General features: G+C 70.7%; 24 protein-coding genes. 9 read left to right on the top strand and 15 right to left on the bottom strand.

The genetic code is table 11. The features are described from left to right. The first annotated feature begins 96 nt into the window (after window positions 1-96). Window positions 97-1,194, top strand: a complete 1,098-nt coding sequence (locus tag ACZ7CH_RS05845) for a helix-turn-helix domain-containing protein (RefSeq protein ID WP_360398683.1) — start codon at window positions 97-99, stop codon at window positions 1,192-1,194. Window positions 1,195-1,209: 15 nt separating this feature from the next. On the opposite strand, the gene ACZ7CH_RS05840 is transcribed toward ACZ7CH_RS05845, so the two are convergent. Both ACZ7CH_RS05840 and ACZ7CH_RS05835 read right to left on the bottom strand, forming a co-directional pair. Continuing rightward, window positions 1,210-2,103 carry a ParB/RepB/Spo0J family partition protein gene (locus ACZ7CH_RS05840; RefSeq protein ID WP_458433432.1) on the bottom strand — a complete coding sequence of 298 codons (894 nt, stop codon included), beginning with the start codon at window positions 2,101-2,103 and terminating at the stop codon, window positions 1,210-1,212. 79 nt (window positions 2,104-2,182) lie between these two features. Beyond that, window positions 2,183-2,575: a CoA-binding protein gene (locus ACZ7CH_RS05835; protein WP_360398687.1), complete on the bottom strand. Its 393-nt coding sequence runs from the start codon at window positions 2,573-2,575 to the stop codon at window positions 2,183-2,185. Window positions 2,576-2,706: 131 nt separating this feature from the next. Between ACZ7CH_RS05835 and ACZ7CH_RS05830 the strand changes: the two genes are divergently transcribed. Next, complete coding sequence (locus tag ACZ7CH_RS05830; RefSeq protein WP_360398689.1) at window positions 2,707-3,129, top strand: YciI family protein; 423 nt, start codon at window positions 2,707-2,709, stop codon at window positions 3,127-3,129. 59 nt (window positions 3,130-3,188) lie between these two features. Here the strand turns inward: ACZ7CH_RS05830 and ACZ7CH_RS05825 are convergent, their stop codons facing one another. Continuing rightward, window positions 3,189-3,935: a LysR substrate-binding domain-containing protein gene (locus ACZ7CH_RS05825; protein ID WP_470373268.1), complete on the bottom strand. Its 747-nt coding sequence runs from the start codon at window positions 3,933-3,935 to the stop codon at window positions 3,189-3,191. A gap of 74 nt (window positions 3,936-4,009) precedes the next feature. Between ACZ7CH_RS05825 and ACZ7CH_RS05820 the strand changes: the two genes are divergently transcribed. Genes ACZ7CH_RS05820 through ACZ7CH_RS05810 form a run of 3 tightly spaced genes read left to right on the top strand, consistent with a single transcriptional unit; the run spans window position 4,010 to window position 6,282 of the window. Next, window positions 4,010-4,375, top strand: coding sequence for a DUF5997 family protein (locus ACZ7CH_RS05820; RefSeq protein ID WP_360398876.1), 366 nt, complete (start codon window positions 4,010-4,012; stop codon window positions 4,373-4,375). Between the two features lie 55 nt (window positions 4,376-4,430). Beyond that, complete coding sequence (ligD, locus tag ACZ7CH_RS05815; RefSeq protein ID WP_360398693.1) at window positions 4,431-5,375, top strand: non-homologous end-joining DNA ligase; 945 nt, start codon at window positions 4,431-4,433, stop codon at window positions 5,373-5,375. Beyond that, complete coding sequence (locus tag ACZ7CH_RS05810; protein ID WP_360398695.1) at window positions 5,365-6,282, top strand: DNA polymerase domain-containing protein; 918 nt, start codon at window positions 5,365-5,367, stop codon at window positions 6,280-6,282. The genes ligD and ACZ7CH_RS05810 overlap by 11 nt, the downstream gene beginning before the upstream one ends. A 5-nt stretch (window positions 6,283-6,287) precedes the next feature. Here the strand turns inward: ACZ7CH_RS05810 and ACZ7CH_RS05805 are convergent, their stop codons facing one another. The 6 genes from ACZ7CH_RS05805 to ACZ7CH_RS05780 form a co-directional block, all read right to left on the bottom strand. Next, on the bottom strand, window positions 6,288-7,148 hold the full coding sequence (locus ACZ7CH_RS05805) for a hypothetical protein (protein WP_458433437.1): 861 nt from the start codon (window positions 7,146-7,148) through the stop codon (window positions 6,288-6,290). 89 nt (window positions 7,149-7,237) lie between these two features. Continuing rightward, on the bottom strand, window positions 7,238-8,929 hold the full coding sequence (locus tag ACZ7CH_RS05800) for an ABC transporter family substrate-binding protein (RefSeq protein ID WP_360398699.1): 1,692 nt from the start codon (window positions 8,927-8,929) through the stop codon (window positions 7,238-7,240). A gap of 77 nt (window positions 8,930-9,006) precedes the next feature. Further along, complete coding sequence (locus ACZ7CH_RS05795; protein WP_470373267.1) at window positions 9,007-11,136, bottom strand: ABC transporter ATP-binding protein; 2,130 nt, start codon at window positions 11,134-11,136, stop codon at window positions 9,007-9,009. Continuing rightward, window positions 11,133-12,113 carry an ABC transporter permease gene (locus tag ACZ7CH_RS05790; RefSeq protein ID WP_360398703.1) on the bottom strand — a complete coding sequence of 327 codons (981 nt, stop codon included), beginning with the start codon at window positions 12,111-12,113 and terminating at the stop codon, window positions 11,133-11,135. The genes ACZ7CH_RS05795 and ACZ7CH_RS05790 overlap by 4 nt, the downstream gene beginning before the upstream one ends. A 14-nt stretch (window positions 12,114-12,127) precedes the next feature. Beyond that, the gene (locus ACZ7CH_RS05785) at window positions 12,128-13,105 is read right to left on the bottom strand and encodes an ABC transporter permease (RefSeq protein ID WP_360398705.1); all 978 of its coding nucleotides are present in this window, start codon (window positions 13,103-13,105) and stop codon (window positions 12,128-12,130) included. A gap of 526 nt (window positions 13,106-13,631) precedes the next feature. Further along, the gene (locus ACZ7CH_RS05780; RefSeq protein ID WP_470373266.1) at window positions 13,632-14,669 is read right to left on the bottom strand and encodes a hypothetical protein; all 1,038 of its coding nucleotides are present in this window, start codon (window positions 14,667-14,669) and stop codon (window positions 13,632-13,634) included. 18 nt (window positions 14,670-14,687) lie between these two features. Between ACZ7CH_RS05780 and ACZ7CH_RS05775 the strand changes: the two genes are divergently transcribed. After that, window positions 14,688-15,233 carry a DUF6886 family protein gene (locus ACZ7CH_RS05775; protein ID WP_470373265.1) on the top strand — a complete coding sequence of 182 codons (546 nt, stop codon included), beginning with the start codon at window positions 14,688-14,690 and terminating at the stop codon, window positions 15,231-15,233. Between the two features lie 45 nt (window positions 15,234-15,278). Then, on the top strand, window positions 15,279-15,656 hold the full coding sequence (locus ACZ7CH_RS05770; RefSeq protein WP_360398711.1) for a PH domain-containing protein: 378 nt from the start codon (window positions 15,279-15,281) through the stop codon (window positions 15,654-15,656). Window positions 15,657-15,708: 52 nt separating this feature from the next. On the opposite strand, the gene ACZ7CH_RS05765 is transcribed toward ACZ7CH_RS05770, so the two are convergent. Further along, complete coding sequence (locus tag ACZ7CH_RS05765) at window positions 15,709-16,137, bottom strand: hypothetical protein (RefSeq protein WP_470373264.1); 429 nt, start codon at window positions 16,135-16,137, stop codon at window positions 15,709-15,711. A 274-nt stretch (window positions 16,138-16,411) separates the two neighbouring features. On the opposite strand from ACZ7CH_RS05765, the gene ACZ7CH_RS05760 reads away from it, so the two are divergent. Beyond that, entirely contained in the window at window positions 16,412-16,810 is a 399-nt protein-coding gene (locus ACZ7CH_RS05760; RefSeq protein WP_360398715.1) for a VOC family protein, read from the top strand. 72 nt (window positions 16,811-16,882) lie between these two features. Next, window positions 16,883-17,284 carry an SAM-dependent methyltransferase gene (locus tag ACZ7CH_RS05755; RefSeq protein ID WP_360398718.1) on the top strand — a complete coding sequence of 134 codons (402 nt, stop codon included), beginning with the start codon at window positions 16,883-16,885 and terminating at the stop codon, window positions 17,282-17,284. On the opposite strand, the gene ACZ7CH_RS05750 is transcribed toward ACZ7CH_RS05755, so the two are convergent. From ACZ7CH_RS05750 to ACZ7CH_RS05730, 5 genes are read right to left on the bottom strand one after another with little or no spacing between them, the layout of a single operon-like run. After that, window positions 17,267-18,973 carry a DUF2264 domain-containing protein gene (locus ACZ7CH_RS05750; protein WP_470373263.1) on the bottom strand — a complete coding sequence of 569 codons (1,707 nt, stop codon included), beginning with the start codon at window positions 18,971-18,973 and terminating at the stop codon, window positions 17,267-17,269. The genes ACZ7CH_RS05755 and ACZ7CH_RS05750 overlap by 18 nt on opposite strands. After that, a complete protein-coding gene (locus ACZ7CH_RS05745; RefSeq protein WP_470373262.1) occupies window positions 18,970-19,920 on the bottom strand; it encodes a hydroxyacid dehydrogenase in 951 nt (316 codons plus the stop codon). Before ACZ7CH_RS05745 ends, ACZ7CH_RS05750 begins: the two co-directional genes overlap by 4 nt. Further along, complete coding sequence (locus ACZ7CH_RS05740; RefSeq protein ID WP_470373261.1) at window positions 19,917-20,750, bottom strand: carbohydrate ABC transporter permease; 834 nt, start codon at window positions 20,748-20,750, stop codon at window positions 19,917-19,919. Before ACZ7CH_RS05740 ends, ACZ7CH_RS05745 begins: the two co-directional genes overlap by 4 nt. Continuing rightward, complete coding sequence (locus ACZ7CH_RS05735) at window positions 20,747-21,625, bottom strand: carbohydrate ABC transporter permease (RefSeq protein ID WP_360398730.1); 879 nt, start codon at window positions 21,623-21,625, stop codon at window positions 20,747-20,749. Before ACZ7CH_RS05735 ends, ACZ7CH_RS05740 begins: the two co-directional genes overlap by 4 nt. Beyond that, window positions 21,622-22,920: an ABC transporter substrate-binding protein gene (locus ACZ7CH_RS05730; protein ID WP_470373260.1), complete on the bottom strand. Its 1,299-nt coding sequence runs from the start codon at window positions 22,918-22,920 to the stop codon at window positions 21,622-21,624. Before ACZ7CH_RS05730 ends, ACZ7CH_RS05735 begins: the two co-directional genes overlap by 4 nt. Window positions 22,921-22,935 lie beyond the last annotated feature (15 nt).

The raw sequence follows: 22,935 nt of genomic DNA, 5'->3' as shown, positions 1-22,935 counted from the left end.
ACGCCCAGTTGATCGTCAATGAATGGCCAAATCGTGGACATTCGGCTCGGTGGGGCGCGCGGCGCGACACACTGGCGCGGGGAGGGGGTGAGCCCGGTGTCGCCCACGTTCGCCCAGGAGGTGCGTCGCCTGCGCACCGAGCGCGGGCTGTCGCTGACCAGACTCGCCGAACAGGTCCGCTACAGCAAGAGCTACCTGAGCAAGATAGAGAACGGCCAGGTCCGCCCGACGCCGGAGATGGCGCGGGTGTTCGAGGACGCCCTGCACGCCGGCGGCCGGTTGACGGCGCTCGCCGACGCGCCGGCCCGCCCGATCCCGGCTGACGACACGGTGCTGCTGACGTTCGACGCGATGTTCGGCAACATCCGCATGCTCGGTCACCGCTCCAGCCCCGAGGCGGTGCTGCAGTGGCTGCGGCCGCAGGTCGACACGCTGGGCACGATGGCGCGTTCCGCCGGCGACCCCGGTCTGGGCCAGGGCCTGTGGCTGCTGGCCGCGCGGTACGCCGAGTACGCGGGGTGGATGGAGCAGGAGAACGGCGACGAGGCGGCGGCCGCGGAGCTGACCCGCCAGGCGGTGCAGTACGCGATCAAGGGCGGTGACCGGGAGCTGGAGGCCTTCGCGCTGGTCCGGTCCGCCGAGTTCGCCCTGTACCGCGGTGACGCGCGCGCCACGGTCGAACGCGCGCGCCGGGCCGGGCGGTCGCGGTCACCGGCGGTGCAGCGGGCGGCGGCGCTGCGGGAGGCGCAGGGCTACGCGCTGGCCGGGGCCGCCCGGCGGTGTGAGGAGACGCTGGAACGCGCGTTGCTGCTGCAGCAGCAGGGCGGCGAGATCCGGTACGGCTCGACGAGCCTGGTCGACCAGGTGGCGATCACGACGGCGTGGGCGTTCCACGACCTGGGCCGCCACGCGGAGGCCGCCGCGATCCTCGACCTGCAGCTGCCGCTGATCGCCCCGGCGGCGTTGCGCGCCCGCACCCGGTTCGGGCTGCGGCGGGCGCTGGCCCACGCGGCGGCGGGCGACCTGGAGCACGCGTGCGAGCTCGTGACCGCGTTGCTGGACGACGTGCGGCAGGTGCAGTCGGCGACCGTGCACATCGACCTGACGGCGTTCAGCAACCTGCTCACCCGCTCCTGTCCCGCGGTGGGCCGGGAGCTGGCGGCGGAGATCGCGGAGCTCCTCTTCGCCGGCTAGCCGTCCGGCGCGGGGTCACACAGCGGCGCGGTTTTCGCGTTCCAGGGCGTCGGCCATCTCGGTCCACGCCTCGGCGCAGCTGCGCGCCATGTCCGCGACCAGCTCACGGCAGTGCGACGGCACCCCGTTCACCACCACGGCCCACTCCCCCGACGACACGGCGTGCGCCTCCAGCCAGCGCAGCACCAGCCGGCCGTGCTCGGTGAACCGCAGCGACGGGTCACGGCGCAGGATCGGCAGCGTCACGCCCGGTGCCCGCACCTCGGTGCGCACCTGCGGCACCACGGCGTCGGCCCGTTCGGCGGCGCGCATGCGTTCGGGCACCGGGTCCAGGCCCTGGCTCAGCCGCCGCCGCACGTCCCGCACCGTCCCCGGTGACACCCCGGCGGCGCGGGCGACGTCGCGCAACGACGCCCCCGGCCGGTCCTGGATCAGCTGGCCCGCGAGCCGGCGGCCGGCGGCGCTGTTGACCGGGCGGACCTTGCCGTCGCGACCGACCCTGCTCGGTGACTGGCCGCCCACGGCCCTGCGCAGGACGCCGACGGACTTGGCCGCGAGACCGGTGACGGCGGCGATCGAGCGGTCGGACCACTGCGGGTGCGACCGCAGCACCCGCCGGGCCGCCGCCTCGCGGTCGGCGGTGGACAGCGTGGCCTGGTTCAGCTCGACGGACAGGACGAACGCGTCCTCGACCGTCCCGTCGACGTACTCGACGTCGACCGAACTCCAGCCGCGCAGTGCCGCCGCCCTGACCCGGTGCACGCCGTCGACGACCCTCATCGAGGGCCGGTGCACGACGACCGGTGGGATCGAGGCGTCCGAGGACGCCAGGTGGCGGACGAACTCGTCACTGCAGCCGCCAACGCGCGGAGAATCCGCGGGCTGCAGCACGTCGATGTCAACGCGCATGGCAGAACAAGCCCCCCAGGCTCAGTGTCCCCGAACCCCCAGGTGCCGGAGACGACTACAACGCAGGGTAGCCAAGGCGTCAGCGCGAGCGCCACTCGATCGCCGGGCAGACGTCCATGACCATCCGCAGCCCCGCGTCCTTGGTGCGCCGGAACGCCTGGTCGTCGACCACGCCGAGCTGGAACCACACGGCTTTGGCACCGATCTCGACGGCTTCGTCGGCGAACTGCCCCGCGTCCTCGGAGCGCCGGAACACGTCCACGACGTCCACCTCGAACGGGATGTCCTTCAGCGAGGCGTAGCCCTGTTCGCCGTGGACGGTCTCGGCCGACGGGTGCACGGGCACGATCTTCTTGCCGCGCTGCTGCAGGAAGCGGGCAACGCCGTGGGCGGCGCGGGACGGGTTGTCGGACAGGCCGACGATCGCCCAGACCTGGCAGTTCTCGAGAATCCACTCGACGTCGTCACGCATGCGCCCAGCCTAGCCCCGCATCGCAATTTGTGACGCCGGTCACAATGGAGTCCGTGCTGTCGAAAGCCACCGCCGCCCGATCGACGCGTGGGTAGAAACGCACGCACACCCGAGTTCACGAGGAGACCGACATGCGCTTCATGGTCATCGTCAAGGCGTCCGAGGAGTCCGAGAGCGGCGTCCTGCCCACCGCCGGCGAGCTCGCCGAGATGGGGGCCTTCAACGAGGAGCTGGTGAAGGCAGGCGTGATGCTCGCGGGCGAGGGGCTCTACGACAGCGCGAAGGGCGTCCGCGTCCACTTCGACGAGAAGGGCGCGACGACCGTGGTCGACGGCCCCTTCGCCGAGACCAAGGAGCTGATCGCCGGCTTCTGGATCTGGGAGCTGCCCACGCTCACCGACGCCGTCGAGTGGCTGAAGAAGGCGCCGTTCCGCGGCGGTTCGGTCGAGATCCGGCAGATCCACGGCGCGGAGGCGTTCGAGGAGGTCATGACGCAGGAGCTCAGGGAGCAGGAGGACCGGCTGCGCGAGCAGATCACGGCGCAGAACCAGTAGCGGCGGCGCGTGGCGGGCCCACCCGGCCCGCCGCACCGTCCGGTGTGGACGCCGCGGGCCTAGCGGCGCCGGGTCTTCGCGCCCTTCTTGGTCGGCTTCTTCGGCTGCCGCTGCCCGGAGGACTGGCGCTGCCCGGAGGACTGCCGCGCCTGGGACTGCGACTTCGACTGGGCCGCCGCCTTGCGCGGCTTCTCGGCCGGTTCCGCGGCGGGACCGCGGGTGCTGTTGACCGTGCGGCCGCGCACGATGCCGATCAGGTGCTCGACCAGCTCGGGGTTCTCGTCCTCGATCAACCACGCCAGCGCGACCCGCGACTGCGGTGCGTCGTGCACAGGCACGTGCTTGAGGTCCTTGCGGTGGTGCAGGCGGGCCAGCGACTGCGGCACGACCAGCAGACCCACCCCCGCGGCCACGAGCTCGACGGCGGCCGCGGTGGTCTCCGGCCGTTCGACGGGCGCCTGTCCCGGCTGCTCGTCCCAGCGGAGGGTGTCGTCGGCGGGCTGCCACAGCACGTGCTCGCGCAGGTCGGCCAGGGACAGCTCCTCGGCGGCCGCGAGCTCGTGGTCCTTCGGGACGACGACGACCGTGGTCTCGGTGTAGAGCGGGATCGCGTGCAGGTCCTCGCGGTCGCCGGGCAGCCGCAGCAGCACGGCGTCGGCCTCCTTCGCGCGCGCCTTGGCCGCGGCCTCGGCGACGGGGACTCCGACGAGGTGCAGCGGGGTCTCCGGCAGGCGTTCCTGCCAGACCCGCGCCCACTTGCCCGGCGTCACACCTGGGACGTACGCGAGCGTGAAAGAGCCGGTCACCTCCCGAGAGTAGCCTGGTCCGCCGGGTGGCCGAACGACCCGGTTACCCTTTGCGCATGAAGTCGCAGCAGACGATGAAGCCCGCCACCGCCGCCAAGAAGCTCGGCGTGTACCTGGAGGCGACGCCCGAGGAGTTCCGGGCCGGCGTCGTCTCGCGCGACCAGCTGGACGAGATGCAGGCGAACCCGCCGGAGTGGCTGCGAGACCTGCGCCGCAACGGCCCGCACCCCAAGCAGCTGATCGCGCAGAAGCTCGGCATCTCGACGTCGGGCCTCGTGCGCGCGGGCATCACCGAGGCGCTGACCACCGAGCAGATCACCGCGATCAAGGAGGAGAACCCGGACTGGCTGGTGCGCGAGCGCGCCACCTACGCCGAGTTCAAGGCCGAGGAGGCGCGGCTGGCGGAGAAGGCCCGTCTGGAGGCGGACGCCGAGGCCTAGGAGCCGCCCCGCCGTTCCGCTGAAGAAACCGCTCCAAGCGGTTAGGTTGAACGGCATGGGCAAGTCCCCGGCTGTGGAGCTCGAGGTGGAGGACCGCGTCGTGCGGATCTCCAACCCCGACCGCGTCTACTTCCCCGCACGCGGGGAGACGAAGCTGGACCTCGCGCGGTACTACCTGTCCGTCGGCGACGGCATCGTCCGCGCCCTGCGGGAACGCCCGTGCATGCTGCACCGCTTCCCCGAGGGCGTCACCGGCGAGAAGGTGCACCAGAAGCGCCTTCCGCACGGTGCGCCGCCGTGGGTCCGCACGGTGCGGGTGCACTTCCCGCGCTACAACCGGCACGCGGACGAGCTGTGCGTCTCCCACCTCGCCGACGTCATCTGGGCGGTGCAGATGTCCACAGTGGAGTTCCACCCGTGGAACTCCCGCGCGGCCGACACGGAGAAGCCCGACGAGTGGCGCATCGACCTCGACCCGGGGCCAACGTGCCCGTTCGACCGCGTGCGCCGCGTCGCCCTGGTGGTGCAGGAGGTGCTCGCCGAGCTGGGCGCGGTGGGTTTCCCGAAGACGTCGGGTTCGAAGGGCTTGCACGTCTACGTGCGCATCAAGCCGTCCTTCGGCTTCCAGGACGTCCGCAAGGCCGCGCTGGCGTTCGCGCACGAGGTGGAGCGCCGGGCGCCCGACGACGTCGAGACCACCTGGTGGCGCAAGGACCGCGATCCGTCCCTGGTGTTCGTCGACTACAACCAGAACACCCGTGACCGCACGATCGCCAGCGCCTACTCGGTCCGCGGCCACCCGGAGGCCACGGTCTCGACCCCGGTCCGCTGGGACGAGATCCCGGACGTGGACCCGCGCGAGTTCACCATCGCCACCGTCCCCGCCCGGTTCGCGGAGCTGGGTGACCTGCACGCCGGCATCGACGACGCGGTGTGGTCCATCGAACCCCTGCTGGAGTGGGCAGCCCGTGACGAGCTCGAGGTCCCCGATGAGCAGTGACGCCGTGAAGTTCACGAGCCTCGACCAACCGCTCTTCGGCGGCACCGTCAAGGCCGACCTCGTCGACTACCTGGGCTTCGTCGCCGACCGCTTCGTCCCGGTCCTCGCCGGCCGCCCGCTGTCGGTGTGGCGGGTCCTGCGCGGCCAGGACCCCTTCATGCAGAAGAACGTCCCGAAGTACACGCCGTCGTTCGTCAAGACCACCTCGGTCTGGGCGGAGGCCTCCCACCGCTCGATCCGGTACGCGCTGTGCGACGACGAGCGGACGCTGATGTGGTTCGCCAACCAGCGGGCCGTCGAGTACCACGTCCCGCTGTCCGCCGGTGAGCACCAGACGCACCTGGTCCTCGACGTCGACCCGCCGGAGGACGCGGGCTTCGACGTGGTCGTGCGGTCGGCGTTCCTGATCCGCGAGGCACTGGCGGCGGCCGGTCTCTCCGGCCTGGTGAAGACGAGCGGTGCCAAGGGCGTCCACGTCTTCGTCCCCCTGCTCCCCCACGACCCCGACGACGTCGCCGCCGCCACCCGCGCCCTAGCCGCGCGCGCCGAGAAGCTCGACCCCGCTCTCGCGACCACGGCGTACATCCGCGCGGAACGCGGCGGCAAGGTCTTCCTCGACTCGACCCGCGCGTGGGGCGCCACGGTGGTCGCCGCCTACAGCCCGCGGTTGCGCGAGGGCCTGCCGATCTCGTTCCCGGTGCCCTGGGAGTCGCTGGCCGACGTGACCCCGGCCGACTTCACCGTCCGCAGCCGGTTCGAGGGCGATCCGTGGACGTCGCTCATGCCCGCACCGCAGCAGCTGCCCGCGGACCTCGTGGCCGAGGGGCACGAGATCCCGGTGGCCAGGGTCGTGGCGATGCACGAGGGGAAGCGGCGGAAGCGGGCGGCGGAGCAGGCGGGCGAGTAGCCGCGCTACGACGGGTCGGACCCGCGGAAGGCGCCCCACCACAGCCCGAGGGCCCCGGCGACCACCGTGGCCGTGACCCACCCGAAGAACCCGCTGTCGTCCAGGTAGGCCCAGAACAGCCCGACGAACGGTGCCGGGGCGAAGAACACCGAGTCGACCCGCAGCTGCGCCCACACCCCGCGCACCCCGACGGTCTCGGCGTCCGGCCGCACCGGGTTGTCCACGCGCCGTCCCCGCGGGTGCCGCGTCACCACCCGCCCCGACGGGTACACCGCCACCCCGTCCAGGACGAACACCCGCCCGCGCCGCTCCCCGGCCGACGGCGACGGCAGCGTCACGAGCACCGGGTCGTAGTACACGGGCACCCACCGCTCGGTGGGGCCGTCGAGCTCCAGCCACGACCGCACCATCAGCCCTGACTGCACCCGGATCCGCCGCACGGTCACCGCTTCCGGCGCACCGCGGCGGGAGGCGAGCAGCACCCGCACCGCACCGGCCAGCACGACCAGCACCGCCACCGCGGCGGGGAACGTCACGCCGCCCAGCGCGCGGTCCGTGTCCACCAGCAGGTCCGACCCCGGCAGCACCGCCCGCGACGGGTCGGCCGGGTCGTAGGCGACCTGCGCCTGCCGGCCGACCAGCTTGTCCCCGGAGGAGTAAGCCACCCGCGCCGAACCGGACGGCCAGCGGACGTCCACGTAACCGTCCGAATAGGACACGACGTCGGCGATGGCACGGGAGGTCAGCGACGCCAGCTCCGCGCGTTTGTCCGTGTAGGACAGCCACGAGAACAGGGCGACCACGCCGCACACGAGCAGCACCACACCGGTGGCGACGAGACCATGACGCAAAGCGCGGACGCGCACAGGAAACTCCTACGGGCAAAGCGAACGGCCCGGCGGGGAGACCCACCGGGCCGTTCGGGTCTTACTACAACCGAGTACCTACAGCCGGGTCACTTCTGGATGAAGCCCATGTGGATGTAGTCGTACGGGCGGTTCGCGTACGCGACGGCACCGAAGTTCGCCACGGTGTCGCGGACCGCGACGGCGCCGGGCGACTGGTAGAGGGGCAGCTGGTGGCCCGCCTCCCAGATCTTCTTGTCCGCCTCGTTGGCGATCTCGAAGCGCTTGGCGTCGTCGAGCTCACCGTTGGCCTGCTCGAGCAGCTTGTTGATCTCCTCGGAACCGATGCGGCCGTAGTTCTGGTTGGTGCTGGCCTGGTCGAGGAAGTAGATGCCCTTGCTGTCCGAGATCGGCGAGGCGGAGGACAGCCAGCGGAAGCCGGTCATGTCGAAGTTGCCGACGTTCACGTACTGCTTGAAGTAGTCGGCGCTCGGCACGGCCTGGATGTCGACCTTGGCGCCGACGTCCTTCAGCTGCGTCTGGACCAGCTTCGAGATGTTGTCCGACACCGGGTTCGGGGTCGGGATGATGTACCGGATGACGAGCTCCTTGCCGTCCTTCTTCCGGGTCTCACCCTCGAGCTTCCAGCCCAGCTCGTCGAGCTGCTTCTTCGCGGCTTCCTTGTCGAACGCGGCGACGGCCGAGTTGTCCTTGTACTCCTTCGAGCCGATCAGGAAGAAGTGGTTGCCGACGACCTGCGGCTCGCCCTTGAGCATCTGGCCGAGCAGCGCCTTGGCGATCGTCTTGGTGTCGATGGCCTTCATCAGCGCGACGCGGAGCTTGGCGTCCTTGAGGATCGAGGTGTCCGCACCGTTGAACGTGATGTGCGAGTAGTCCGGCGACACGGCCTGGCGGATGACGGCGCCCGGCGTGGTCTTGGCACGCTGGAAGTAGTCGATGTTCGAGCCGATGTCGTAGAAGTCGATCTGGCCGTTCGCGAACGCGTCAGGGCCGGCGGTGCGGTCGACCTGGCGGAACGTGATCGAGTCGAGCTTCGGCTTCTCGCCCCACCAGTTGGCGTCGCGGACGACGGTCACGATCTTCGCGGTGCGGTCGATCGAGCCCAGCTTGAACGGGCCGGCGGTCGTCTGCGGCTGGTCGGCCCAGCCCTTGTTGAAGACCTCGGGCGAGTCGAACATCGCCTTCGGGTAGAGGGGCGAGAAGATGCCCTTCCACTCGGCGAACTTCTTCTTGAACGTCACCTTGACGTCCTGGTCAGTCGCGCCCTTCTCGACCTTCTCGATGTCCTCGTAGCCCGTGGTGGTCGACACCTCGTAGGCCTTGTTGGTGCCGTTGAGGGCCTTCCACATGGACTCGAAGTCCTGCCACGAGATCGCGGTGCCGTCCGACCACTTGGCCTTCGGGTTGATCTTGAACTCGAGGACCTGCGGGTCGGACGACGCGAGCTTCGCGTCCTCCAGGTAGTCCTTGTTGACCTCGATGGTCGAGTCGGCCTTCTGCGTGAACAGGCTCGGCATGAACGTGCGGAGCATGACGTCCGTGTCGGCGTTCGTGCCGTCGAGCTGCCAGTTGTTCCAGTTGTCCGCCAGCGAGGTGATCGGCCAGTTGAAGTTGCCGCCGTCCTTCACCTTGGACGCGTCCTGCGGGTTGATGTCCGCCTGACCGACGGCCTGGTCCGTTCCCTTGAGCCCGGTGTCGTTCTTAGCGGGCCCCCCACACGCCGTAAGCGTGAGGGCGACCGCGACCAGTGCGGCCGCTCCCACCTTGGTACGTCGACTCACTGTCGTGAACCTCCCTCGTGCCCGGACACCAGTTGCCGGGGACACTGTTCCTTCGTGCACGCAGGTCACCTGAGCCATCAGAGGACCTGTCGAATCTGGGCGAAGTGGCAGGCGGCCTCGTGGTCGGCTGCCTGGACCTCGCGCGGCGGTTCCAGCTCGATGCACGTGCGCTGCTTCTCGGGAGGCAGCGAGGCGTGCAGGAAGCACCGGGTGCGGAACCGGCAGCCGGACGGCGGGTTCGCCGGGCTCGGCAGGTCGCCGGTGAGGATGATGCGCTCGCGCTGGCGTTCCTTGACGGGGTCCGGGATCGGGATCGCCGACAGCAGCGCCTGCGTGTACGGGTGGCGCGGTGCGTCGAACACCGAGTCCACCTCGCCGATCTCGACGATCTTCCCCAGGTACATCACGGCCACCCGGTCCGCGATGTGGCGCACCACCGACAGGTCGTGCGCCACGAACAGGTAGGCCAGTCCGAGCTTGGACTTCAGCTCCTCCAGCAGGTTGATGACACCGGCCTGGATGGAGACGTCGAGCGCGGAGACCGGCTCGTCGAGCACGACGAGCTTGGGCTCCAGAGCGAGGGCACGCGCGATGCCGATGCGCTGGCGCTGGCCGCCGGAGAACTCACCGGGGTAGCGCGACACCACCTCGGGCCGCAGTCCGACGAGCGACATCAGCTCCGGCACCCGGCGGGCGATGTCGGACTTGCCGTAGCCGTGCACCTGCATCGGCTCGGCGATGATGTCGTAGATCGGCAAGCGCGGGTCGAGCGAGGCCATCGGGTCCTGGAACACGACGGACATGTCCCTGCGGATCTCGAAGCGGCGCTTGGCGTCCAGGGACGCCACGTCCCGCCCGAGCACGGAGATGCCGCCGCTCATGGGCTTCTCGAGGCCGAGGATCTCCATCAGCGTCGTGGTCTTGCCGCAGCCCGACTCGCCGACGAGGCCCAGGGTCTCGCCCTCGCGGATGTCGAACGTGATGCCGTCGACGGCGTGCACGGTGCCGACGCGGCGCTTGAACACCACGCCCTTGGTGACCGCGTACTCCTTGACCAGCTCGTCGAGGCCCAGCACGACGTCGCGCTGCTCGCGCGGCACCTTGGCGATCTCGGCCTCTTCGACGACCTCGGCGCCGTAGATCTCCGCCGCGGCCTCCGCGCCCTCGGCGTCGGTCGCCGCGATCTCGCCGGTGCGGATGCACGCGGCCTGGTGCTCTGGCGAGCCGTCCACGTCGATCAGCGGCGGCTCGGCGGTGTGGCAGGCGTCGACGACCATCGGGCAGCGCGGCGCGAACGGGCACCCCGGGGGGAGGTCCGTGAGCGCGGGCGGCTGGCCCACGATCGGCACCAGCGCCTGCTTCTCGCCGACGTCCAGGCGCGGGATCGAGCCGAGCAGGCCGAGCGTGTACGGCATGCGCGGCCGCTGGTAGATCTCGTCGACCAGGCCGGTCTCGACGGCGCGGCCCGCGTACATGACCATCAGCCGGTCCGCGAACCCGGCGACCACGCCGAGGTCGTGGGTGATGAGCACGATGCCAGCGCCGGTGACCTCCTGCGCGGTCTTGAGCAGTTGCAGCACCTGCGCCTGCACCGTCACGTCGAGCGCGGTGGTCGGCTCGTCGGCGATGATCAGGTCGGGGTCGTTGGCGATCGCCATGGCGATCACCGCGCGCTGCCGCATGCCGCCGGAGAACTCGTGCGGGAACGCCTTGGCGCGCTCTGCGGCGTTCGGGATGCCGACCAGGTCGAGCAGCTCGACCGCGCGCTTGGCCGCGGCCTGCTTCGACACGGCGCCCCTGCGGTGCACCAGGATCGCCTCGGCGATCTGGTCGCCGACGGTGTAGACGGGCGTCAGCGCCGACAGCGGGTCCTGGAACACCATCGAGACGCGCCGGCCGCGGATCTTCGACAGCTCGGTGTCGGTGCGGCCGATGAGCTCGCGGCCCTGGAACCTGATGGAACCGGTGATGCGCGCCGAGGACGGCAGCAGGCCCATCACGGCGAGCGACGACACGGACTTGCCGGAGCCGGACTCGCCGACGATGCCGAGCACCTCACCGGGCGAGACCTGGTAGCTCAGGCCGCGCACGGCCTGCACGCGACCGGCCTCGCTGGGGAAGGACACGTGCAGGTCCTCGACCTGCAGCACCGGCCCGACGGCCGCCGGGCCGGCCGGCGAGTCGAACTGGATCTCCGAGGTGGTCATCGGGACGCCTTCTCCTTGCTGTCCTTCTTCTCGCGCTTGCGCACGCGCGTGGAGGTCGGGTCGAGCGCGTCGCGCAGACCGTCGCCGACCCAGTTGACCGCCAGCACGAACACGACGAGGAAGCCCGCCGGGAACAGGAACAGCCACGGGAAGGTGGTCGCGGACTGCGACGCGGAACCGATCAGGGTGCCGAGCGAGACGTCGGGCGACTGGACGCCGAACCCGAAGTAGCTCAGGCCCGTCTCGGCGAGCACGGCCGACCCGACGTTGATGGTCGCGTCGATGATCAGCAGCGACGCCATGTTCGGCACGATGTGCTTGGCGATGATCGTGCGCGCCGGCTGGCCCATGAACTTGGCCGCCTTGACGAACTCGCGTTCCTTGAGCGTCAGCGTCATGCCGCGCACGATGCGCGCGGTGATCATCCACTGGAACGCCGCCAGCATGAACACCAGCAGCCACCACGACTCGCCGCGGAACAGCGGGCTGAGGATCGCGATGATCAGGAACGACGGCAGCACCAGCAGCAGGTCGACGACCCACATGAGCGCGCGGTCGGCGACGCCGAGGAAGTACCCGGCGGTCGCGCCGATGATCGCGGCGACGGTGGTGGAGATGAGCGCCACCAGCATGCCGATGATCAACGACTTCTGCAGCCCGCGCATCACCTGCGCGAACATGTCGGTGCCGATGTTGTCGGTGCCGAAGATGTGCTCGTTGTAGGGCGGCTGCAGGAACGCGGTGTAGTCGCGGTCGGTGTAGCTCCACTGCGAGAAGAACGGGCTGACGAACGCCATCAGGTACAGCACCACGATGATGCCGAGCCCGACCAGCGCCAGCTTGTTGCGCTTGAAGCGGATGAACACCAGCTTGCCGCGGGTCATCGCCTTGCCGGGGTCCGGAGCGGCGTCCACCGGGCTGCCGGAGGCGGCGCCGGAGGTTCCTGCGGAGTCGCCCTCGTTGAGGATCACGGTCACGTCGTCGTCCTCTTCTAGTTGACCCGGATGCGGGGGTCGAGTGCGGCGTACAGGACGTCGGCCAGCCAGCCGGAGAACAGCACGCAGACCGCCACGAACAGGGTGACCGTCGCGGTGACGTTCGTGTCCTGCTTCGAGATCCCCTCGACCAGCCAGTGGCCCATGCCGAACCAGTTGAAGATCGTCTCCGTGAACGTGCCGCCGACGACGAGCAGGCCGAACCCGAACGCGAACAGCGTCGCCATCGGGATGAGCGCCGTGCGCAGGCCGTGCTTGAACAGCGCCCGCCTGCGGGTGAGCCCCTTGGCCTGCGCGGTGCGCAGGAAGTCGCTGCCCAGCACGTCGAGCATCGACGAGCGCTGGTAGCGGCTGTAGTAGGCGATCTGGCCGAGCGCGATCGTCAGCGTCGGCAGGATCAGGTGCTGCATCCGGTCCCAGAAGTGCTCGAACCAGCTGCCCTCGAAGTTCGGCGTCGTCTCGCCGACGAACAGCAGCACGTTGCTGCCGACCGCCTCGTTGAGGTCCTGTGCGCCGATCTTGAGCAGGTTGCCCAGCACGAACACCGGCGTGGACAGCAGTATGAAGCTGAAGAGGGTCGCGAAGTAGTCGCTGAACTTGTACTGCCGGATGGCGCTCACGACGCCCAGCAGCACGCCGAACAGGATGCCGATCGTGATGCCCAGCAGGAACAGCCGCAGGCTCACGCCGACGCGCCGGCCCAGCTCCTCCGTGATCGGCCGGTCGGTGACCGTCTTGCCGAAGTCACCCTGCACGACCCCGCTCATCCACGTCACGAACCGCTGCGGGATCGGCTGGTCCAGGTGGAGGTCTCTCTTCTTCGCCTCGATCGTGGCTGCCGGCGGCGGGGGGTTGCGCTGCTGCAGCACCCCGATCGGGTCGAACGTGACGGAGGCCAACGTGAACGCGAGGAACGTCGCCACGAGGGCGAGCACCACGTAGTTGACCAACCGCCGCAACAGAAATCCGGCCACCCGTGTTCAGTCCTCTCCCCGGTGGTTGCGACGTCGGCGCACTGGATTGCAGTGGACGAGTTGCACGAGATTAACCGCCGTTCTGGCGGACCGCCGCCCACCCCCACCATTCGCGGGGGCCCACTGACCGGGCCATAGTCGCCCACGTCAGCGGCAAAGGACGGCCGATCAGCCACATCAACAGTTGACTCTCGGCAATTGTGTGTCCAAGCGTGACCATTGTGCGTCCAGATCGCTGTATTCCCGGGCTTGTTCTGTCTCGGCACGGATCGACATGCCGCATCCGGGTGAATGCATTGACCGGAAGACGTGGGACAAGCAGCGCAATGTCATCGCAAACCCGGCATCACACAGCGGAGCTATTCGGGTGTCCGGAGTGACTGGATCGATCAGGCCCAGCGGGTGCCGCCGGGCGGCCCACCGGTGGCTCCGCCACTCCGCCCGCGAGCCGGTCGTCCCGTGGCCGCAACCGCACCGCCTCCAGGTGGGCCAGCGGTGAGGCGTGACGCGCGGTGTGGCGCGCGGGTCAAGCCAGCCGCCACAGGCGGTCGCCCGCGATCACGAACACCTGCCCACCCGCCACCGCGGCGGCGCTGACCTTCCCGGTGGGCCCGTCGGCGGGCCGCTCGTCCCGTTCGGACACGAGCTTGACGCCGCCGTGGTCGACGAACAGCGTCGGGACGCCGTTGACCGGCACCGGTGGCGCGAGGTCGTCGCGGTCGCCCACCGGGACGTTGGGCATCGAGACCTTCCGCCACCGGGCGGGCTCGGCCTGCGACCCCTGCCACCACGCGAGCTTCCCGCCGCTGCGGCCGACGACGTGGCAGGTGCCGTCCCAGCAGCGCGCGGCGAGCGCGGCGTCGCCGTCGGGGAGGGTCGCGGTGGTCCAGGTGCGGCCGTCGAACCGCCAGACCGCGGCACCGGTGCTGCCGCCGCCGGTCTGCCAGCCGACGACGAGCGCGCCGCCGTCGTCCGTCGAGGTGGCCGCCATCGGGAACTTCAGCAGCTCCTGCGAGCTCTCCAGGACCGTGCCCGCGCTGGGTTCGCGGGTCCACGTACCGGCGCCGTAGGTCCAGGTGGCGATGTCGAGACCGGCCTTCGCGCTCTGCCAGCTGCCGATGATCCGCGGGCCGGTCGCGGTGCCGACGACGGTGAGCAGCTCCCCCGCCCCGTACCCGCCGAACGTGCTGAAGCCCTGCGGCTGCTCGGCGATCTGGCGGCCGTCACCGGTCCACGCGCTCCACCGGACGTTGCCGTGCGCGCCGCCGCGTTCACCGCCGACGCCGAAGACGTCCCGGCCGTCGGACGTGAGCCCGTACCAGTGCGCCTCCTTGCCGTACGGGGTGGCCGGCGTGAGGCGGACGGCGCTCTGGGTGCCGTCCTTCGCGCGCAGCACCAGCTCGGGGTGGTCGCTGGGCCGCGTGCCGACGAGCAGCGCGTCCCCGTGCGGCGCCAGGGCCTCCGGGGTCGCGGTCAGGTCCACGCGGACCAGCTCGACCCCGTTCGCCGCGGTGCCGGAGCACCCGGTGAGCACCAGCAGAACCACGAGCACCAACCTGCGCATGGGCGTCAGTATGACCACATGCGCCCTGAACGCGGACAGGTTCTGCACTTCTCCGAGGACCCGGCGATCACGCTGTTCGTGCCGCACCTGGCGGCGACCGCGCGGCAGTCCGGCGAGTACGTGTGGGCGGTGGACGCGGAGCGGTCGCCGGACTACTGGTTCCCGCGCCAGTGCCCGCGGGTGCTGGCCTGGGTGGTGGACGGGACGACCGCCGGGGACCGCGACCGGGTCATCGGGCCCGGCTGCGGCGACCGCGTGCACGCCGTCGAGTACGGCTGGCTGGAGCGGATGCGGACGGTGGTGCTCTACGCCTACCGGTTCGACGCCGGGCCGTTCCGCCCGTTCGACGAGCAGGGCGAGGGGCCGGGGCACGCGGTGGTGGCGACGGTCCCGGTCGAGCCGCTCGGGCCGCCCGAACGCGTGGGCGACCTGTTCGAGCTGCACGAGGAAGCGAAGATCTCGCTGCGGGTGCTGCCGGCGCTGCAGCCGTTCTGGGCCGCGGTGCGCGGGAGCACCCTCGGGTGGAGCGGCATCCGGTTGCGCAACGCCCGGCCGGTGGGGTGACCGGCGTGCGGACGAGTTCCCGGGAAGCCTGGTAAACGTGGACGCATGGGACTTCTCAGCGGGATGATGGGCAACGCTTCCAAGCTCGACCCCAGGGCGGCCGCGCAGGAGTTCGGCCGGCTGCTGGCCCAGGGCGAGCAGGTGCACGCGGCGTACCAGCTGCTGCGCGACGCCTTCGTGTTCACCGACCGGCGCCTGATCCTGGTCGACAAGCAGGGCATGACCGGCAAGAAGGTCGAGTACCACTCGATCCCCTACCGGGCGGTCACGCAGTTCAGCGTGGAGACCGCGGGCCACTTCGACCTCGACGCGGAGCTGAAGATCTGGGTCTCCGGCGCGGACGCGCCGATCGCCAAGCAGTTCGGCAAGGGCGTGGACGTGTACGAGGTGCAGGCCCTGCTGGCCGCTTTCGTCGCGCGGTAGCCGGTGTCCTGTGTGGACACCGGCGGCGCGGGAACCCGTTCTGCGGTGAGCCCTAGCGGGCCTGCAGCATCGGGCGGAACCGGTCGCGGTACGCCCATGCCAGACCGATCTCGGCGGCGACGACGAGCAGTGCCGTCACCAGGCCGCCGGTCTCCAGGAAGACGTGGAACAGGAAGATGTTCACCACCACCGGCGCCAGCAGTGCGAGGGCCAGCGGCACGAACCGGCCGGCCACCAGCAGCACGCCGGCGACAAGCTCGACACCGGCGGTCAGCTGCAGCATGTACCCGGTGGCGTACAACGCCCCGGTGAACGCGACACCGGCCGGCGCCATGGTGCTCGGGTCCGGTGCGGGCAGGAACATCAGGAAGCCGTTCAGGCCGGTCGTCGCGAACAGCAACCCGGTCAGCACCCGCGTCACGGCGGTGGCGTAGCGGCCGACGGCGAACTTGCGGGTGGCGGTGGCGGTCGTGGCGCTCATGGTGATTCCCTCCAGGATGTCGTGTCCTTCCACTGATGCGTCGAACGGCACCGGCACCGGATCGACACGCGCCGCGAAAAATCTTGAAAGAGTTCTGCCGCCGTCCCGAGCACGAGGACCACGTCGTCTCCACGGTCCTGCCAACGTTGTCACCTCGGGCGCGGCACCGCGTGGCCACGTTCGCACGGCTGGCACGGTGCGGCGTGCTTCAGGTTGTCGGCCTGGCAGGGCTTTGCGAGTATGCGGGTCCGTCTCTTCGTGAGGAGCGATTCCGGTGGCCACTCGCCTCAACCCGTACCTGCGCTTCGACGGCTCGGCCCGCGAGGCCATGGAGTTCTACCACTCGGTCTTCGGCGGCGAGCTGAAGGTGAGCACCTTCGGCGAGTTCGGCATGCGGGACACGCCGCAGGCCGATCAGGTCATGCACGCCCAGCTGGAGACCGAGGCCGGTTACACGATCATGGCCTCGGACACGCCGCCCGGAATGGACCACCGGCCCGGCGACACCATCACCGTGTCCCTGTCGGGTGACGAGGAGGTGCTGCGCACCTACTTCGAGAGGCTGTCCGAGGGCGGCGAGGTCGGGACGCCGCTGGAGAAGCAGATGTGGGGTGACGAGTACGGCGACCTCACCGACCGCTTCGGCGTGCGGTGGATGGTCAACCTCGGCTGACCGGTCCGGCGAGGTCCTCCCACCGGGTCGCGGCGGTGGCCCCGCCCGCCGCACTGCCGCATCATGTGGACCATGAGCGAGCGTCTGCGCCGGGTGGTCGGCCGGCTCGGCGTCCGGCCCCGCGACCGGGTGCTGGAGATCGGCTGCGGCCAGGGCGTGGCCGCCGGGCTGGTGTGCGAGCTGCTGTCCACCGGGACGCTCACGGCGATCGACCGGTCGGTGAAGATGGTGGAGGCCGCGACCCGGCGCAACGCGGCGCACGTCGCGTCCGGCAGGGCCGAGTTCCTGATCGCCTCGCTGGAGGACGCGGACCTCGGCGACCGCCGGTTCGACCTGGTCTTCGCGGTCAGGGTCGGGCTGTTCCACCGCGACCCCGGCCGTGCGCACGAGCTGGTGCGGCCCTGGCTGGCACCGGACGCGCGCGTGCTGTCGTTCTTCGACGAGCCCGGTGTCGCCTCAGCGCGGCTCCCCTGACGGGCCGCGCGGCGCGTCGAGGCTCTGCCGCAGGACCTCCTCGGCCCTGGCCCGCCAGTCCGCGGTCTCGTCGACCACGCCGTTGAGCACGGCGACGGCCACCAGCGTGACGGTGCCCTGGACGTCCGCGGTCAGCGCCGGGACCACCGGGGCGGCGGTGAACGCGGTGCCCTGCGGTGCCCTGTGCCGTGCGGTACCGGTCCAGCCGGCGACCGGGACGAGCGCGGACGGCAGGTCGGTGGCCCAGCCGGTGAGCTCGGCGCGGGTGCCGGGCGGGGCGCCGACCACCCGGTGGATGCGCAGCTCCTGGTCGTCCCACACGGCGGTGACGCTCTCGACCCGCAGGCCGGGCACCATCGGCTGGTGCGCGTCGAACACCGGGCGGTGCGCGGAGGCGGCCCAGTTGTCCCGCGCGCCGAGCGGCTGGATGCGGCGGCGGACGCTGCGGTCGCCGTTGACCGTGAGGCAGAGGTGGTTGTCGGCGGTGTTGTGCCGCGCGGTCGGGCCCGTGGCGGTCGAGTAGGCGAAGCGGCCGTAGAGCGGGTCGTCGTCGGTCGCGTGCTCGCCCTCGAACGGGCGGACGTGGTCGCTGCCGTGGTTGTGCAGCCGGGTGATGCCGTTGTGCCGCTGGACGAGCAGCCCCGGTCCCGGGAGTGCGAGCACGCGGTCCTCCTCGTCGGCCTGCTCCTCCGGTGCGGTCCACAGCGGGTGGTCCGGTCCGGCGAGCAGGCAGACGAACGCCTTGCCGGCCCAGTACGGGGAGGCGGGACCGGAGTAGGGCTGCAGCGACGCCTCGTGCGGGCCGTGCCAGCCGAGGCTGAGCAGGCCGTCGGTGAGGGCGCCGCGGTCGAGGAAGTAGCGGAGGTTCCGGCCGATCAGGTCGCGGGACCGGCCTGGGCTCAGCGGCGTCTCGCCGGTGACCGCGCCGAGGGCGATCGCGGCCGAGGCGGCGAAGCGGTAGGTGAGCGACCGTCCGAAGTAGACAGGGGCGCCGTCCGCGCCGAACAGCAGGGCGAAGCTCTCCAGGTGCTCCCCGAGGTGGGTGGTGACCGGTGTGCCGCCGAGGTGCGCGTCCAGCGCCGGGTAGAGGTGCAGCGCCCAGCCGTTGTAGTGGTCGAACGCGCGGCCGTCGCCGTCGGAGTACCAGCCGTCGCCGACGTACCAGCCTTCGAGCAGCTCCATCGCGCGGTGCCGCGCCTGGCGGGTCTCGGTGTCTCCCCTGCCCACGGCGTCGAGGAACGACGCGACGGTGTACGGGAAGAAGTACCAGTTGTTGGCGGCGGGCACGTGCCGGAGCGCTTCCCGCAGCCACGCCTCGGCGCGGTCCTGCTGGGCTTCGCTCAGCCCGTCCCACAGCCACGGCTTGGTGAGGCGCAAGCCGAGTGCGACCGACGCCGACTCGACCATCGGCTGACCGACGTCGGTGATCGCGGGCCACTCCCCCGCCGTTCCCGCGGTGAGGCCGGCCGCGTAGCGCTCCAGCAGGTTGTCCGGGTCCTCGCCGTGGGCGGTGCGGAAGGCGGCGGCGAGGAACGTCCGCGCGTAGCCCTCCAGGCCGTCGGAGCGGACACCGCTGCGCGAGGGCCGTCCGGGCAGGTCGAGGAAGGCGTTGTCGGGTGAGGCGTGCCGCCAGGCGGCGGCCAGCAGGTCGTCGGCGGTGCGGACCCAGTGCTCGCGGCTGAGGCTCACGCGATGTGCTCCCGTCGTTCGGCCGGTACCGGTGTGGCGAAGGGTTCGCCGCCCGCCCACCTGCGGACCTCGGCGACGGCGTGCTCGGCGAGGCGGCCCCACTCGTTGCCTTGCGACCCGGCGAGGTGCGGGGTGATCAGCACGTTCTCGTTGTGCCACAGCGGGTGCTCCGGCGGCAGGACCTCGGGGTCGGTCACGTCGAGCACGGCCCGGATGCGGCCGGCCTCCTCGGCGAGCGCGTCCTGGTCGACGACGGCGCCGCGGGCGGTGTTGATGAGCACGGCGTCGTCGCGCAGGAGGCCGAGCAGCTCGCGGCTCACCAGTCCCCTGGTCTCGGGCAGCAGCGGGGTGTGCACGGTGACGACGTCGCTGCGGCGGAACAGGTCCTTGAGCGACACGGACTCGGCACCGTCCACGCAGGACACGAACGGGTCGTGCACCAGGACGTGGAAGTCGTGCGGGCGCAGCAGTTCGACCACCCGCCTGCCGACCAGCGAGGCGGACAGGACGCCGACGGTGGTGCGGAAGTTGCCGACGGTGCCCGGGACGTCGTAGAGCCCCATCTGCCCGGTCTCGCGGTAGTCGCGGGCGCGTTCGAGCACGCGTTTGCCGCTCAGCAGGATCATGGCGAGCGCGTACTCGGCGACCGGCACGGCGTTGGCGGGCGCGGCGCTGGACACGGCGATGCCGCGGTCCCAGCAGGCGTCGGTGACGAATCCCTTGACGGACCCGGCGGTGTGCACGATCGCCTTCAGGCTCGGCAACCGGCGCAGCACCTGTTCGGTGATCGGCGGGCAGCCCCAGCCGGTGACGAGCAGGTCGACGTCGGGCAGCTCGTCGAGGTCCCCGGTGACCGGCCCGAAGTCGCAGAGCTGCCGGAGCCGGTCGAGCACGGGCGCGAGGACGGCGGCCTGCGCCTGCGCCGACATCGCGGCCGCGGCCCTCACTTGACGGCTCCCGCGGTCAGGCCGGCCCGCCAGAACCGTTGCAGCAGCAGGAAGGCGATGATCAGCGGCAGGACGGCGAGCAGCGATCCCATGATCACCACCGGGAAGTACTCGGGGCTGACGGTGGCGGAGCTGTTCCACTGGTAGAGGCCGAGGCTGACCGGGTAGAGCTTCTGGTCGGACAGCATGACCATGGGGAGGAAGAAGTTGTTCCAGATCGCGGTGAGCTGGAACAGGAAGATCGTGACCGCGCCGGGGCCGAGCATGCGCAGCGCGACCTTGAAGTAGGTGCCGAGGTCGCCGGCGCCGTCGATGCGGGCGGCCTCCAAGACCTCGTCGGGGACGTAGCCCTGGCTGAAGATGCGGCCGAGGTAGACGCCGAAGGGGTTGAACAGCACCGGGATGAACACCGCCCAGAACGTGTTGACCAGCCCGGCCTCGGACGCCATCAGGTAGAGCGGCAGCGCGAGCACGGTCTGCGGCACCATGACGGCGGCGAGGACGAGGGCGAACAGCTTCTCCTTGTGCCGGAACGCGTACTTGTCGAACGCGTAGCCGGCGGCGATGGAGACGAACGCGCTGACGGCGGCACCGACGACCGCGTACAGGACGCTGTTGAGGTACCAGCGGCTGTAGAGGCCCTTGTCCATCGCGAAGAGCTCCTTCACGTTGTCGGCGAAGGAGAAGTCGCTGAGCGAGAGCAGGTCGCTCTGGAACAGCGCGTCGACGTTCTTCGTGGCGGCGAGGACGAGCCACAGCACCGGCAGCAGGGTGTAGAGGACCGAGATGCCGACGACCGCGTTGACCGCGGTGCGGCCGAGGAGGGTCATCGGGCCGCCTTCCTGTTGGTCCAGCGGGTGATGGCGTAGGACAGCGCGACCGTGAACGCCAGCAGCACCACGGACGCGGCGGCGGCGAGGCCGTAGTTGTTGCGGGTGAAGGCGGCGTCGTAGATGTACATGCTGGGCGAGAAGCGGGCGCTGATCACCGGGGTGGACTGGCTGAGCAGCACCGGTTCGGTGAACAGCTGCAACGCCCAGATGAGCGTGAACATCGAGACGGTCACGATCGCGGCCTTGACCAGCGGTGTCTTGATCCGGATGGCCTGCTTGACCGGTCCGGCGCCGTCCACGACGGAGGCTTCGAGCACCTCCCGCGGCACGGCCTGGAGCGCGGCGTAGAAGATCACCATGTTGTAGCCGAGGTTCGACCACAGGGCGATGTTCACGATGGACGGCAGGACGGTGTGGATGCCGAGGAAGTTGATCCGGACGTCGGCGTGGGCGAACAGGTCGATGATCGGGCTGAGGCCGGGGGTGTAGAGGTAGAGCCAGATCAGCGCGGCGATGATGCCGGGCACCGCGTGCGGCAGGTAGAGGCCCATCTGCGCCCAGCCGCGCAGCTTCGCGACGCCGGAGTCGAGCAGGAGCGCGAGGGTGAGCGCGCCGACGACCATGACCGGGAGGTAGATCAGGCAGTAGAGGACGACGGTGAGCAGACCGGAGCGGAAGGTGGGGTCGCTGAGCACGGCGGCGTAGCTGCGCAGGCCGACGAACACGGTGCTCTCGGGGCCGAAGCCGAGGCCGGGCTGGTCCTGGGCGAAGAAGCTCAGCCAGACCGCGGTGCCGGTGGGGATGAGGAAGACGGTGGTCAGCAGCAGGAAGAACGGCGCCATCAGGACGGCGCAGGCGAGCTTGCTCCTCACCGGTCGACCTCCTCTGTGGACAGTCCGAGCGCCTTGAGGTCGGGCATGGTGCCGCTCTGCGCTTCCCTGACCGCGTCGAGCAGGGTGCCCTCGCCGGCGCCGGCCCTGGCGAAGCCGTCCTGCATGACCTTCTGGGTGGCGGTCATCCGCGGGCCCCACACCCAGCCGTCGAGGATCTTGTCGGCTTCCTGCTTGAAGAGCCGGTAGACGTCCTGGCCGCCGTAGTAGTCGCTCGGGAACGCCTTGGCGCCCGCCTCGACCAGGCCGGGTGCCACCGGGTACTGGCTGCTGGTGCCGCTCTTGAGGCGGGCGGTGAGCGCGTCGGGGTGGGTGGTCTGCCACTCGATGAACTCCATGGCGGCCTCGGGTTCCCGGCAGTCCCTGGTGACCGCGAACGTGGAGCCGCCGTGGGTGCCGACGTGCGGCCGGTCCCAGACCGGCATGGGGGCGATGCGCCACTTGCCCTTCTGCCCGGGGCGGGCGCGCATCTGGGCGCCGGCGTCCCAGGCGCCGCTGAGCCGCGTGAGCACGAGGTCCTGGCCGAGCTGGGCGTCGTGCTGCTTGCTGTCGGCGGCGTTGCGGAAGACGAGGTCCTCGTCGATGAGGCCCTGCCAGTAGCCGGCGACCTTGCGGGTGGGGCCGTCGGCGAGGCTGACCTGCCACCTGCCCGCGCTGGTGTCGAACCACTTCGCACCGGCCTGCCAGGCGAAGCAGGCGAACTGCGTCGCGCCGTCGGTGGGGAAGAGCGCGAGCCGGCGGTGCGGGTGGCCGGCCCTGACCTTCCGCGCCAGTGCGGTGAACTCGTCCCAGTCCCGCGGCGGCTGGTAACCGCTTTCCGCGAACAGGTCGGCGCGGTAGTGCAGGACCATCGGCTCGACGTCGAGGGGAACGCTGAACACGCGGCCGTCGAACGTGGTGAGCTTGAGGGCCTGGGGCAGCAGCTTCCGCTTGACGCGGTCGGTGACGAGGTCGGTGATGTCGCGGGCCACGCCGTCGATGGCGTAGCCGGGGACCTGCGGGTACTCGATGGTCGCGACGTCCGGCGCGTTGCCGGCGCGAGCGGCGTTGCTGAGCTTCGCGTAGCCGCCCTGACCGCCGGAGGGGATCTGTTGGAAGACCACCCTGATGCGGGTCTGCGAGGAGTTGAACGCGTCGACGACCTGCTGACTACCGCGCAGTGCCGACCAGAAAGTGATCTCTACCGGACCTCCGGCACCGCGGCGTTGCGGAGTGGAGCAGGCCGCCAGTGGTGCCGCGAGACCCGCCGCGAGGAGCGTGCGACGACTCAGGCGCATACGACGCATCCTGAT

It is taken from the genome of Lentzea sp. NPDC037011, from assembly GCF_055607425.1.
The sequence above is the reverse complement of the archived record's forward strand: the minus strand, read 5'-3'. Positions and strand labels throughout refer to the sequence as shown.